Origin of the sequence: Arcobacter defluvii (assembly GCF_013201725.1) — a bacterium.
In the GTDB taxonomy this organism is placed as follows: domain Bacteria; phylum Campylobacterota; class Campylobacteria; order Campylobacterales; family Arcobacteraceae; genus Aliarcobacter; species Aliarcobacter defluvii.
This window is the reverse complement of the sequence record NZ_CP053835.1, coordinates 1,307,827-1,320,269: the sequence shown is the minus strand read 5'-3', so window position 1 is coordinate 1,320,269 and position 12,443 is coordinate 1,307,827. Positions and strand designations below refer to the sequence as shown.

The 12,443-nt window shown below is 23.0% G+C and carries 14 protein-coding genes and 1 pseudogene; 2 read left to right on the top strand and 13 right to left on the bottom strand.

The features are described 5' to 3' along the window. Positions 1-90: 90 nt before the first annotated feature. A pseudogene (locus tag ADFLV_RS15225) lies at positions 91-264 on the bottom strand (tyrosine-type recombinase/integrase); the annotation flags it as partial. A 600-nt stretch (positions 265-864) separates the two neighbouring features. Between ADFLV_RS15225 and ADFLV_RS06700 the strand changes: the two are divergent. Continuing rightward, positions 865-1,959, top strand: coding sequence for a tyrosine-type recombinase/integrase (locus ADFLV_RS06700; protein WP_129012219.1), 1,095 nt, complete (start codon positions 865-867; stop codon positions 1,957-1,959). Between the two features lie 304 nt (positions 1,960-2,263). Here the strand turns inward: ADFLV_RS06700 and ADFLV_RS06695 are convergent, their stop codons facing one another. The 10 genes from ADFLV_RS06695 to ADFLV_RS06650 all read right to left on the bottom strand — a co-directional run bounded on the left by ADFLV_RS06695 (position 2,264) and on the right by ADFLV_RS06650 (position 8,858). After that, entirely contained in the window at positions 2,264-3,349 is a 1,086-nt protein-coding gene (locus ADFLV_RS06695; protein ID WP_172658765.1) for a PDDEXK-like family protein, read from the bottom strand. 81 nt (positions 3,350-3,430) lie between these two features. Beyond that, positions 3,431-3,892 (bottom strand): hypothetical protein, encoded by a 462-nt coding sequence (locus ADFLV_RS06690; protein ID WP_129012239.1) that lies wholly within the window; start codon positions 3,890-3,892, stop codon positions 3,431-3,433. A 91-nt stretch (positions 3,893-3,983) separates the two neighbouring features. Then, positions 3,984-4,703, bottom strand: a complete 720-nt coding sequence (locus ADFLV_RS06685) for a cell division protein FtsA (protein ID WP_129012240.1) — start codon at positions 4,701-4,703, stop codon at positions 3,984-3,986. 13 nt (positions 4,704-4,716) lie between these two features. After that, positions 4,717-5,160: a hypothetical protein gene (locus tag ADFLV_RS06680; RefSeq protein WP_172658764.1), complete on the bottom strand. Its 444-nt coding sequence runs from the start codon at positions 5,158-5,160 to the stop codon at positions 4,717-4,719. A 259-nt stretch (positions 5,161-5,419) separates the two neighbouring features. Next, positions 5,420-5,668 carry a hypothetical protein gene (locus tag ADFLV_RS06675; protein ID WP_129012237.1) on the bottom strand — a complete coding sequence of 83 codons (249 nt, stop codon included), beginning with the start codon at positions 5,666-5,668 and terminating at the stop codon, positions 5,420-5,422. 185 nt (positions 5,669-5,853) lie between these two features. Further along, positions 5,854-6,909: a PDDEXK-like family protein gene (locus ADFLV_RS06670; protein WP_129012236.1), complete on the bottom strand. Its 1,056-nt coding sequence runs from the start codon at positions 6,907-6,909 to the stop codon at positions 5,854-5,856. Positions 6,910-6,948: 39 nt separating this feature from the next. Beyond that, entirely contained in the window at positions 6,949-7,299 is a 351-nt protein-coding gene (locus ADFLV_RS06665) for a hypothetical protein (protein ID WP_129012235.1), read from the bottom strand. Positions 7,300-7,345: 46 nt separating this feature from the next. After that, the gene (locus ADFLV_RS06660; RefSeq protein ID WP_172658763.1) at positions 7,346-7,939 is read right to left on the bottom strand and encodes a hypothetical protein; all 594 of its coding nucleotides are present in this window, start codon (positions 7,937-7,939) and stop codon (positions 7,346-7,348) included. Positions 7,940-8,052: 113 nt separating this feature from the next. Continuing rightward, positions 8,053-8,526, bottom strand: coding sequence for a hypothetical protein (locus ADFLV_RS06655; protein WP_172658762.1), 474 nt, complete (start codon positions 8,524-8,526; stop codon positions 8,053-8,055). Positions 8,527-8,603: 77 nt separating this feature from the next. Further along, complete coding sequence (locus tag ADFLV_RS06650; protein WP_129012053.1) at positions 8,604-8,858, bottom strand: hypothetical protein; 255 nt, start codon at positions 8,856-8,858, stop codon at positions 8,604-8,606. A 100-nt stretch (positions 8,859-8,958) separates the two neighbouring features. Here ADFLV_RS06650 and ADFLV_RS06645 point away from each other — a divergent pair, with 100 nt between their 5' ends. Further along, a complete protein-coding gene (locus tag ADFLV_RS06645) occupies positions 8,959-10,179 on the top strand; it encodes a hypothetical protein (RefSeq protein ID WP_129012054.1) in 1,221 nt (406 codons plus the stop codon). Between the two features lie 30 nt (positions 10,180-10,209). Here ADFLV_RS06645 and ADFLV_RS06640 read toward each other — a convergent pair whose 3' ends face one another. Together ADFLV_RS06640 and ADFLV_RS06635 are read right to left on the bottom strand one after the other, a co-directional pair. Then, positions 10,210-11,022 carry an SIR2 family NAD-dependent protein deacylase gene (locus ADFLV_RS06640; RefSeq protein ID WP_129012055.1) on the bottom strand — a complete coding sequence of 271 codons (813 nt, stop codon included), beginning with the start codon at positions 11,020-11,022 and terminating at the stop codon, positions 10,210-10,212. Positions 11,023-11,092: 70 nt separating this feature from the next. Further along, positions 11,093-12,400, bottom strand: a complete 1,308-nt coding sequence (locus ADFLV_RS06635) for an ATP-binding protein (RefSeq protein WP_129012056.1) — start codon at positions 12,398-12,400, stop codon at positions 11,093-11,095. Positions 12,401-12,443: the final 43 nt, after the last annotated feature.

Here is a 12,443-nt window from a genome sequence, read left to right as displayed (position 1 = left end):
GGCACAAATTAGGATTAGTAAGATTAACTATGCTAAAATTCTAGGGCTACCAATCTTTGACACAAAGACTCTGAACAGTCTTTTTTTATTCTATAATCCTAAATTAATAACAGCTTCTCGTCCGCTATCAGGACTTAATTTTGCATATCTCAAAGTCATTTTTATATCTTTATGATTCATTAGTTTCTGAATTGTAAAGATAGGTGTTCCATTGATAGCTAGATGACTTGCAAAAGTATGTCTTAATGTATGGATTACAACTTTATTTTTTCTATCATGTGTATTATTCCATCATTAAAAAGATTGTCTAAAATAGCCCTTAATCTCTTTTCAGGATTAGATGTAAAGATTTTATCATTTAAAGATAATTTTTGAGTTCTAAGCTCTAATAAGTACTTTAATTCATCTGTTAGAAAAGCTTTGTAAGTTGAATTATTTTTAAAATCTTTTAAAGCTATAAGATTATGAGTAAAGTCAGTATATTTTTTATGTATATTTAAAAGTGTTACTAATCTTCCAGCAATATTTGAAAGCTACTTTATTTTTAGCCCAGAATACTTCTTTTTACTATCCTATAAGGACACCTAAAAAAATATATCTTACAAAAATATATAAAATATTAAATTATTTTTTCAAATAAAAGCCTATTTTATGGGCTTTTAAAATGGCGACCCCAGCAAGATTCGAACTTGCGTGTTCTGGAGGAAATCCTAAGTAAAGTTAATTTTCTATAAAACTTAAATTTTCAAATATGCCTTTAAATACTATTTTATCGATACTAGTTTAAACTTGACAAAATCAAATAAAGCTTATAAAATATGATTTACATATTCTGAAGGTATAAATAGGGTATAAAATTTTCAAATGATTAAAACAAATCTAACTGGCATCTATTTTAGAGAAACTACTACAAATGACAAAATTGATAAAACTTATTATATCACATACAAAAATGAACAAAATAAAAAAGTATGGCAAAAAATAGGTAAATATTCAGAAGGAATAAGAGAAGCATATTGTAATCAAAAAAGAAATGAAATACTCACAAAACAAAGAAATGGTGAAGAACCACCTGTAATTGCACAAAAGAAAAAAAGAAATGTTTTATCTATTGAAACTATTGCAAATGAATATTTTACTTTGAGAAAAGATGGAAAATCAAAACTTACTGATAAATCTCATTTTACTCATTACATTCTACCCTACTTTAAAAATCTAGATTTTGAAAATATAACAAAAGATGAAATACAAAAATTTACTTTTCAACTAAAAAAAACAAAATCTGTATTGAAAAAAGAATTATTGGCTGATAAATCTATTAATAATATACTTAACTTCTTAAAAGCTCTTATAAAATATGCTTTTAAAAATGATTTTATAAAAAATGATTTTTCTAAATATATAATCTTACTCGATATAGATAATGCAAGAGAAAGATTTTTAACAAAAGAAGAAATCGAAACGCTTTATGAAAATTCAAAAGATGATGAAACACTTTTTTTACTTTTTAATCTTGCATTAAAAACAGGAGGAAGACTAGAAACTCTTTTAAATATACAAAAAAAAGATATTGATTTCAGCCATAATTTGCTTACATTAAAAGATTTTAAAAATAATAGTACATATAAAGCTTTTTTAACAGATGATTTAAAAAGTCTATTGGAAAAAAAAGTTGTTGATTTGAAATTAAATGATCAACTATTTCCTTCAAATCCAGAAAGAAGATTAAGAAAAATACTTGATGAACTTTTCAATGAAGGAATAGATTTTAATGATAGAAAAAACAAAATAGTTTTCCATTCTCTAAGACACACTTTTGCAAGTCATCTAGCGATAATAGGAACTCCAATCTTTACAATTCAAAAATTGATGAATCATAAAGATATAAGAATGACGTTAAGATATGCAAAACTTGCACCAGATAGTGGAAAAGCTTTTGTTGAAAAATTACCTTTTTAATTATATAGAAACAATAATTCATTATAAACTATTTACTAAATCTAGTAATAGGTACATCCATTCCAACATTTCTAATAATTGGATATTGTCTATCATCTATATATTTTGGTTTTTGCAATATTTTTGTCAAATGCAAATGTTCCTTTTGTAGTTGCTAGTAGCATATGACCCCTGAACTTTTTGCTAAAACAGAAGTTTTCGAATCATAAATAGGAAATACAATATCATTTTGGCTTATTTTTATAAAGCCAAAGGGACTTGTGGCATTGAAGTCCTCGGATATATTGAGATTTAGATAGTATCATTATTTTTCATCTTTTAAGTTTATTAATTTTGAAAATAAATCCTTTAATTTTTCGTCATTTACATCTTGATAATTAATTGTCATTTGACCATATACTTTTGAATATACACCTTTAAACCTATTATCAATATTTATTAGTTTTTTTAAAATAATATCTTTTTTTAATTTATCAACATCTAATCCATAACCAGTTTTATCAAAAACTTGTATCAAATAATGATCATCTCTAGCTAAAAATTTGATTATATATTCAGATAATACCTCTATTGACGTATCCTTAGGAAAACATGTTTTAAATTCTAATCCTTTTTCTTTTACCATATTAATAATTAAATTTATTTGTTCTTCCTTATATTCAAGCATTGCTTTTTGAAATGCTTCACTAATTTCTTTAGCTAATCCAAAATTTTCTTTTTTCAATAATTCTTTTTCTAATGACATTACTCTTCCTTCATATTTATTTGTGATTTTTTTTACAATATCTTTATAATTTTCAAAAGCTTCATTTAGATTTGTAATATTTCTAACTTCTTTTTGGCAATTTTCTATCCAATTTAAAATATGTTTTTCAAAAGAAATTTTTTTGTATTTAACTTGATTATTATGACTATATATTGAAGCATCTTTTCCATTTTTTGTAAGATAATATATTATAACTTCTTGATTTGAATCTTTTGATGCTTTTTCTTTTAAATCATCATAATAGTGAGAAATTTGATTATCCAAATCTCCAGCATCAACTTTCATTTCTATTCCAATATAGTAATTACTACTTTTTATAGTAAAATCAACTCTTCTATTCTCATTTGTTGATTCTTCAGCATTAACACTTAAAATATTTCCAAAATCATTTATTTCTAAAACATCTTTAATAAATATTTGTAAAAATAAATCATCTTGATAATGCAATCCATCTGGGTCAATTAATGAGTAGATTACATTTGAATGCATTCCAACTTCAGCGTTTTCTTTTCTTACAACATTTACCATATTATAATCATTTAGACCACGCTGTTTTTGTTTTTTTTGCTCTTCTTTAAAAAGCCTAATTTTCTCAAAAAAATTTATATATTTTTCATCCAACAAATTTTACTCCTGTATTCTTACTGTAACAAAATTGAATTATTATAGCCTTTTATAAATTATTTTTAATCTATATTTTAACTTTCAATCCCCAAACTCACCCTCAATTACTTCCATTCTTTCGTTATGAGACTCTAATGCAAGTTCATAAGTCATTGCCCAAAAAACAGCATTATTTTTGATACCATCTTCGTAAGGATTTCCATATTTTTCACTCAAAGCCATAAAAACTTCATCATCTTTTTCACAATCAATAGCAATACTACCTAAATATGGATATAACAAATAACAAGTACTCACAAAATCAAAAACTTCAATCAGCTTAGTTTGTGGAAAATTTGTTTTCATAAAGTCTAAAAATTCTTCTCTTGCTTTATAATCTGTAAACTCTTTTTTTAAATAATTTCTTGAACCATCTTCATTTACGGTTGGCTCTTTTTTAAAAGCATGGATGTCATTGTAAACTGTATTAAAAACCAACCAATAAGTATCTCTTTTTCTCTCTTTTACTATATATTCTTCTATTGTATAAAGTGCTATTGGCATCTTTTTCTCCTAATTTATTTAAAACATCATATACAAAATTTTGGACACTCTTTTGTCTAAAACTCAATCTTTTATAAGGATTTCTATTTTTTTATTGATTTAATTTTTTACAAAAAATTTTAAAAATCTCTCTTAAAACAAATTTTCTTTCATGTAGCCATTTACCAAAAGATGACTTTTTTTCAAAAGCACTCAAAATTTCTAATTCAATAAGATTTCCCTTTATGTCTAGTTCATATTTATGCTTTCTTTCAAAAAACATGGCTTTAAATCTTGGATTTATAATTCCACATTTACTAAATATCTCTTGAAAATTTGAAAATATATTTTTATCTACAAAATATATAGAAGCATAACATCTAAGTATTGAAGTTTTATGATTTACTACGTCAAGTACATGTCTATCATTATCTAAAACGAACCATACAGATTGAACTTGAATAGCAATATAATCATTATGGTATTTATGATTTTTAACCATATCTTGTAAGATTTTTGTAATATCATTTTTAGTAATGATTTTATTTTCCATATTGATTTCTATATCAACAAGTGGCATTTTTACATAATCTTGTCCAATTATAATCACAGTTTCATCAATCTTTTCATTTATATTTTTTACAGCTTTTATATATGCTTCTGAAATAGATTTTATTGCTTTAAAAGTATCTATACTGTTACATCCATCTAAACCAATTTTTTCAACTTCATTTTTATTATAAATTTTAGTTTTATTAAAATTAGTTTTTTCTATATATGATTTAATATAATCTTCTTTACTCAAATCTATTACAAAAGATGTTTTTTTCATTTAGATTTTCCTTTTAAATTAAAATATATTCAATATCACAAGAGATACAAATTTTTAAATTTTTTAAATCAACTGTAGTAGTTCGTAAATATTCATCTAACTGGAAATCACTATTCTCTTTATCCTTTAGATTAACTGATAAGTTTTCACAAGAAGTAATACAAATAAAATTATTCTCAAAAGTTTCATCCCTTGAAAAAATCTCAACAGTTGGATAATCTAATGATTTTTTAATCTCTTCATCCAAACTATAAATAAAATCAACAATAGATTTAACACAAACTATTCCTTTATTATTACGATTAAAAGATATATAAAATCTCTCTTGATTAAAAAGTTTCATAACTTCTTGTATAGTTTTTTGATAAATAATTAGCTCATTTTCATCATTTTTATTTGCAAATGGAAAAGTAATTTGTAGTTTGATATTTTGTAGTTTTTTTGTAGCTATTTTCATATAAGCCTCTCATATTTTATAGGAGAAGTTTATAGTTCTATGTGGACAATATTTTGTCTATTTGTTTTAAAACTCCATCTGTTAAATTTAATGAAATTTCCTCTTGAAAAGCTAAATTACTTTTTCTTTCTATTAAATAGTCATCTTTAAAATATTCAAAAAAAGTTTTAATATCATTAGTAAAACCAATACCAATATTTTCAAATTGTTCTAATTCATTTAAACTGATTTGAAATTCAAGTGCAATTTTTTCTTTTTCTTAAAAACTGTATGTAAGTAAAAGATAAATAGCAAGTGTTCTTAAATATCTTTTATTTAGTGATAAATCAGTTTTTAGTGTAATTGGTGTAATATGAAATACTTTTTTAAATATTGATAAAATTGCATTTAAGCTCATGTGATTTTTATAATATTTTTGCATATTTGAAATGGTATTTTCTAATTCATCTTTCCAAAGTTCTTGATATTTTGAACTTTTAAATTCATAGTTATAATATATTAGTCCCATAAAAAAATCTTCCTGCTTTTACATAATATTTTTATGAGTATTTCAAAAATAAACTTCCCATAAGAATAATGAGAAGTTTATAGTTTTAAGTGGACAATATTTTGTCTAAATTTTAATTGAATAAATTCTTTTATATTTATTGATTCGCTCTATATTTGTTTTATCTAGAATTTATTAAAATTAATTTAATTTATGAAATTTCTTAAAAAATCTTCTAAAAATTCTATACAATCTTCTATATTTTCAGTTTTTAGAACTTTTGCTCTAATACAGTTATCATATTTTTCTTCTTCTTTAACTTTAATATCATGATCATCTAAAATTTTTTTTACTCTATTGTTTAATTTTCCCTCTTTTCTATCAAATAAAAAAATTTTCCATTTCTGATAAATATCTAAAACGATATCTATTGCAATAATAATATTATCTATTTCAATATCTACATAAACTATATAATCATTTAAAAAGTATCCTTTATTATTTACAGTTGCAAATCCTGTTTTAATTATTATTTTATCATTAAATAATTCATCAATTTCTTGTTTTAATTTATCACATTTATTTTTTTGTTCTTTTGCAAAATCATCTTTTAATATTAATAATTTTTTTATATTTTCTGAATTTTTTTGTAAAAATTTAATTTGTTCTACTTCCATTTGTATTCCTTTTGTGATAAATTCTATATTTTTTTTTACTTCATTAAGTAAAATAATATGTTTATCAAGTATAAATTTATTGAATTCTATTTTTTCAAATATTTTATTCCATAATTCTATATGAGAAATATTTTTTATAGAAAATCCAGATACTTTATCAAGTGATAATAAACATAAAATAGCTTGTTTATTACCTTTTTTTGCAATTTTTGAAATTGTATTTTCATAATCTTTTAAATCATTATATACATGATGATAAATTTTGTTTTCTATACCTATAATAAATCCATCTGTTTCAATTAAAATATCTAATCTTCCACCATTTAATGTAGAATATTCTCTTATTGTTTTCGAGAAAGTAAAAAAGTTTTCTTTTATATTTAACAGCTCAAAAAGTGATTCAATAAAATATTTATATAAATTATGTCCTTTATCAGAAGAAAAATAATAAGATAAAATATTGCTGTTAATATTTTCATAATGTCCATATCCTAATATATCAAAATATGTATCATTATTTTTAAATAAGTTAAAAGTATTCATCTGTTTTAAAGTTTCTTCTAACTCAATTAAATTAATTTGCATTTATAATATCTCCATAAATAATTTTTAATATATTAAATTTTAAAATATCGGATATTCAAAAATAATAAATTCTTTATTCAATTTTTTTGCTCTATCAATTGTATTTTTTGTTAATTCTGCACCTACAATAATATCTTCTCTATAAAAAAAGATACTTAAATTTGCAACTTCAACTAATCTTTTTAATTTTGCCAACTTTCTAATTGCTAAATCAGGTTGTTCACAAATTACATTCTTATCTTCAAAATATCTTATTGCAAATTCAGTAGTTTTACTTCTTTTTGTAAAACATTTACTTATATTTGGATATTTTTTTATTACTTCATCCATCTTCTCTCTAAAAAAATTATAATCATCAAATTTTGTTTGAGAATGTATAGAAATAGTCAATATTTATCCTTTTATCAATCTTATTTATTTCATTGAGTTTATCAAATTATTTATAAAATATACTATTTTTAATCTCATCTTTTTTACATATATATTCAACCCTCAAACTCTCCAAAAAGAAATTATTTATCTCATTTATAGAAATATCAGTAAATCTATATTTGATATTTTCTTCTTTAAAAAAATCATCTTTAAAATAGTTTGAATTATAGATTTTTTTATCACATTTATAACCTCTTAGTTCTATTCTTTTATCTATAACTTTATTTTCATAATTTACAGATGGAATATGAATATATGGTTGAATATGATAAAAATCTTGATTTTCAAAAAGCTCAAAACTTATATTTTTTGCTTTAAAAAATTCATTATTTGAAAGTAAATTTAGGAAATCACTATTTTTACAAACTTTACAAGTATAACCACAATAAAAGTTATCTCTTCTTTTTGCTCTTTTTTTAGTTATTTCAACTGTTCCACATTTAGAACAATAATAGTGTTTATAAATAAAATAAGCATTATAAAATTCTGCTTTTTCTTCATTTTCATTTGAATAAACAGTTACAATCCAGCTATTTCTTTTTTGAAACTCTGGTAAAAAAAGTTTTGGAAAAGTTTGAAAAAATATTCTTGTTGACATAATAAACTCCTTTTATAAAAAAGAAGTTTATTGTTTTTATAGGACAATTATTTGTCTAATTTTGGAAATTCTAGGCTTAATTAAAATAAATAAGTATTTTCATTAGCTTTATTTTATAATTTATTTTTCATTTCAGTTAATCTATCAATCAGTTTTTCAACCTCTTTTTTATTCAAACACACACTTTCTATTTTTGAAGCTTTTTGCAAGTTGCCACACATAGAAATTTTTATATATTCATTTTGTTGTTCTATATTAAAAGCTTTTGATTTATAAGGATAAATTTTAAGTCTCTTATTTTCATTGAGAGCATTTGCTATTGAATGTTCTGTTCTAATTCCATCTCCATTTGCGAAAATAACTACATTATCAGCTTCATTTATTGCATTATATGCTCTTATAATTGGACGATTTTCTCCTTTTGCCAAACTTATTTTTACATTAGGTCTTGTTTTAATATATTCTTCAAGCATAACATAGCCATTAGAAGTACCTGAAATAACTTCTTTTACTTTTAATTCATCTAATTTTATTTCTAAAAGTTTATAATCTTTAAATTTATCTGTTACGACTAATGCTATTTTCATTTCAATCCTACTTATAATTATTTTTTCTAATTTTCATATCTAATGCTACTAAAAAAGCTATTTACTAAGCTTTAAGATTATCCAACATTAATTATTCCATTTCTGATTCCTATTTCTAAAGCACAATCCTTTGTTAATAGACATAAAGTTCCAAAATCTTCATTAGACAGGTTTAATTCGTTTTCAAATAAACAATAAATTTCGAATTTTTCTTCAATATTTTCAAACCAATATCCATTTAATCCTAATATTTTTAAAGTATCAATAACTTTATAGCTTTTCTCTTCTTTTCTTAATCCTGTACAAGCATCTTCTAAAATATTAATAAGCATTTATATTTTCCTTTTATTATTTAAGTAATTTTATTAATTTTAATGGACATATATTTGTCTCATATATTAAATACTATAAAAAATAAAAAAAGGAGAAAATATGCAACTTGAAATAATATATGTAAATAAATCTACAATCCTACCTGTAGATTACAAAATGAAAGAAGAGATAAATAAAATTATAAATCACTCTTTAATCCATAATGGACAAAATAAATTAAATCAACTTAACATCTTTTTTGTTAATGAAGTTGAACTTTATGGTGACATAATAAAAAGAGATAAACGTACTTATAAAATGGAAGATTTATCTCTTTTTGATACTGAGTTTTTAGGTGTGTATATAGAAAATAGTGATGAATTAAATGGTCAAATTTTAATTAAAATCTGTCCTGAGAGAATATTACATTCCGCATTTGTACTTAAAGAAAAATGGAATTTAGAAGAATCAAATCTTGAAATTTATAAAACACTATTGGGTCATGTTATTTTAAAACAATTAGGGCATTATGCATTAACACAATCTGATTTTAGCGAATACCCTTTTGCATCAATGATTTTAAAAAATTTAGATAGCTATGATGCTAGTTGTTTAGATATGCTTTATAATGCATATTATAGTGATATACACCATATTTACTATAAAAATTATGAAATTGAGTATAGTTTAGTAAATAGATTTTCACTAGAGCATAATTGGTCACAAAAAGAAAAAAATATAATTTGGAAATTTATAGAATCACAATATGATGGGAAATCTTCTATAATTTGTTGGAAAAAAACTTGTGATTTTATAGATACTTTTGAATCTTGGAAAAAAGTAAAAAAAAGTACTGCATTAAAAGAGTATTTGAAAATTTTTGATAGAAATGACAAAATCTTTGATTCTATTACTGATAAATTTAAAAATAATGAAAATATAAACTCTTGTAATTTTGAAGCAATTTATATAGAGCATATGGAAAATGTTATTAATACACCTGAACTTTGTAATTTAAACCCTGATTTACTAACAAATTTTAATGGAGTATATCAAACTCTAATAAAATATTTTTCTAAAAACAATAATTCTAACAAAGTTTTAAAATATTGTGAACATTATCTAACTAAAATAGACACAACTAACTATACTACTTATACAAAAACATATGTGATTATGGCGGATGCTATTAAAAATGATAGTCCTAAAAAATCAAGAGAATATTTAAATCTTGCATTATCTTATGCTAAAGATACATTTCCTGAATTTAAAGAAGGTTATGAAGAAACTATCTACAAAAAATTACAAGAATTAGATGAATTAGATGCAGGAAGTCTTTAAAGACTTTCTGTATTTTCAAAATATATTTAATTAAATAATAACTTTTAAGCCTTCTAAAGCTCCCAAAGCAATAGAATAACCATAACTTGAATCCACATCAAACTCTCTTGGATTTATTCTTATCAGTTTTCCATTATAATATTTAGCAATATTTTGACTTTCAGCTCTAACTGTTGAAATTGCTGTTCCAGCACCAAGTTCAATAACTAAAAGTTTCTTTGATTTGTTTTGTTTTCGCCATTTATTATATTTTGCTTCTTGAGAAGTAGTTCTTTTATGATTCCATTTCCAATCTCCAAACATTAAAATATTTGGTCTAGAGATATCACCACAGTTAGGGCATAAAGGAATAGTTATTGATTCAAATTTTTCCATATCAATATCAAACTCTTCATGTGCTTCCCAAATCTCTTTTCTACAATCTTCACTACATTGAAAATATGAAATACTCCCATGACATTCAACAATTTTATTTTCATCAAATCCAGCTTTTTGAAACTGACCATCTACATTTGAAGTAAATATAAAATAATTATCATTTTTTGATTTTACTAAATCCAAAAGCATTTTAAAACCATCATGAGGAATAGTATTTTTATATAAATTATATCTATGACCATAAAAAGCCCAAGCCATTGGTGGATTTGTAGCAAACCAAATAGGATTTGCCAAATCTTGAAAACCTAAATTTAATTTCTTAGCTATTGGATAAGCATTCCAAAATCCCTCATTTCCTCTAAAATCAGGTAAGCCACTATCAACACCCATTCCAGCACCAGCTGTTATTAAGATAGCTTGGGCTTCATTTATAATTTGTGTTATTTCATTTAGTTTTTCTATCATTTTTTCTTCCGATGTTTTCTTTGGAATAGTTTATTGTTTTAATTGGACGAAAAAGTGTCTTTAAAATAAATCAAATATCTTTTACAGACAAAAGCCTATATTCAATCTCATAAGCTTTATATTCTTGAACTAATTTTTGAGATTTCAAAACTAAATCGTTATAGTTTAAGCGTTTTTCATTTAATTTCACTTCACAAATCAAAAGTTTTTTATCAATATTATCAATAGCAACTATATCTATTTCATTTTGATTATTTCTTTCCCAATATGAACCAATATTTGTAAAAGTTTGTTTCTCTTTTAAAAGTTCTACAAAAAGCTTTTCAAGGAATTTTCCTTTAAAAGTTGAAATATCTCTATATATAATCTCTTTTAATCTATCAAAGTTTTCAGCTTCAATAAGTGATTGGTATTTAAAAATAAATCTAAACCAAAAGGCTAAAAAATTATCTACTATTTCATATTTTTGAACTTTTGAGTTTGGTTTTGCATTTATTGGTTTAATTGATTTTATGATGTTATAGTCATTTTCAAGTCGTGCTAAATGTCCTGAAATATTTCGTTCTAAAATAGATTCTATTTCACTTTTTGAAGTTTTAGAATCACTAATCAAAGCTAAAATTGAAAAATATGTTCCATACTCTTTTCCAAACTCTTCTATAAGTCTATTTTTACCCTCTTCTAAAAACATAGAGTTTGGGTCAATTATAGTATCTATCATTGATTTTAAATCAAAGCTATTATTTAAAATAAATAGTTCAATATATTTTGCCACACCACCTGTTAGCAAATAAAAATCAAGTAAATTTTCATTTGAATATGAGTTGTAATCTTTTAAAATCTCTTTTAATACACTAACTTTTAAAGGTTTTAAATCTATTTTAAAATCACTTCTTCCAAATAATGGTTCTTTATTATCTTCATAGATTTTTTTCATTAGTGAATAAACAGAACCACAAGTTATGAGATGAATATTTGTTTTATCTTTGTTCAAATCCCACAGTTTTTGCATAGATGAATAAATTGATTCATTTATTCTAAAAAACTCTTGAAATTCATCAATTATAAGTGTAAATGATTGTGTTTTTCCAAGCTCTAAAATATATTCAAAAAGCTCTTCAAATTTTGTAAGTTTTCCAAAAATCTTAACTTCTAACTTATCAACTATTTCGTTACAGAACTCTTCACAAAGTAGTTGTTCATTTTTTTTAGAAACAAAAAAATATAAAACCTTTTTATTTGAATAGTTTTGTAAAGCAAGAGTTGTTTTTCCAACTCTTCTTCTACCAATCAACATTGTCATTATTGACTTTTGAGATTTCAAATTGTCTGCTTTTTTTAGAACTGCTAACTCTTTTTCTCTATTGTAAAATTTCATTATAAAAACCTTTGTTATGATAACCTGCGTTATTATAACAAAA

What these genes read in the sequence shown, in the direction of transcription:
- ADFLV_RS06700 (WP_129012219.1), top strand. Translation starts at nt 865, where the DNA reads ATGATTAAAACAAATCTAACTGGCATCTATTTTAGAGAAACTACTACA.
- ADFLV_RS06690 (WP_129012239.1), bottom strand. Translation starts at nt 3,892, where the DNA reads ATGCCAATAGCACTTTATACAATAGAAGAATATATAGTAAAAGAGAGA.
- ADFLV_RS06685 (WP_129012240.1), bottom strand. Translation starts at nt 4,703, where the DNA reads ATGAAAAAAACATCTTTTGTAATAGATTTGAGTAAAGAAGATTATATT.
- ADFLV_RS06680 (WP_172658764.1), bottom strand. Translation starts at nt 5,160, where the DNA reads ATGAAAATAGCTACAAAAAAACTACAAAATATCAAACTACAAATTACT.
- ADFLV_RS06675 (WP_129012237.1), bottom strand. Translation starts at nt 5,668, where the DNA reads ATGGGACTAATATATTATAACTATGAATTTAAAAGTTCAAAATATCAA.
- ADFLV_RS06670 (WP_129012236.1), bottom strand. Translation starts at nt 6,909, where the DNA reads ATGCAAATTAATTTAATTGAGTTAGAAGAAACTTTAAAACAGATGAAT.
- ADFLV_RS06660 (WP_172658763.1), bottom strand. Translation starts at nt 7,939, where the DNA reads ATGTCAACAAGAATATTTTTTCAAACTTTTCCAAAACTTTTTTTACCA.
- ADFLV_RS06655 (WP_172658762.1), bottom strand. Translation starts at nt 8,526, where the DNA reads ATGAAAATAGCATTAGTCGTAACAGATAAATTTAAAGATTATAAACTT.
- ADFLV_RS06650 (WP_129012053.1), bottom strand. Translation starts at nt 8,858, where the DNA reads ATGCTTATTAATATTTTAGAAGATGCTTGTACAGGATTAAGAAAAGAA.
- ADFLV_RS06645 (WP_129012054.1), top strand. Translation starts at nt 8,959, where the DNA reads ATGCAACTTGAAATAATATATGTAAATAAATCTACAATCCTACCTGTA.
- ADFLV_RS06640 (WP_129012055.1), bottom strand. Translation starts at nt 11,022, where the DNA reads ATGATAGAAAAACTAAATGAAATAACACAAATTATAAATGAAGCCCAA.
- ADFLV_RS06635 (WP_129012056.1), bottom strand. Translation starts at nt 12,400, where the DNA reads ATGAAATTTTACAATAGAGAAAAAGAGTTAGCAGTTCTAAAAAAAGCA.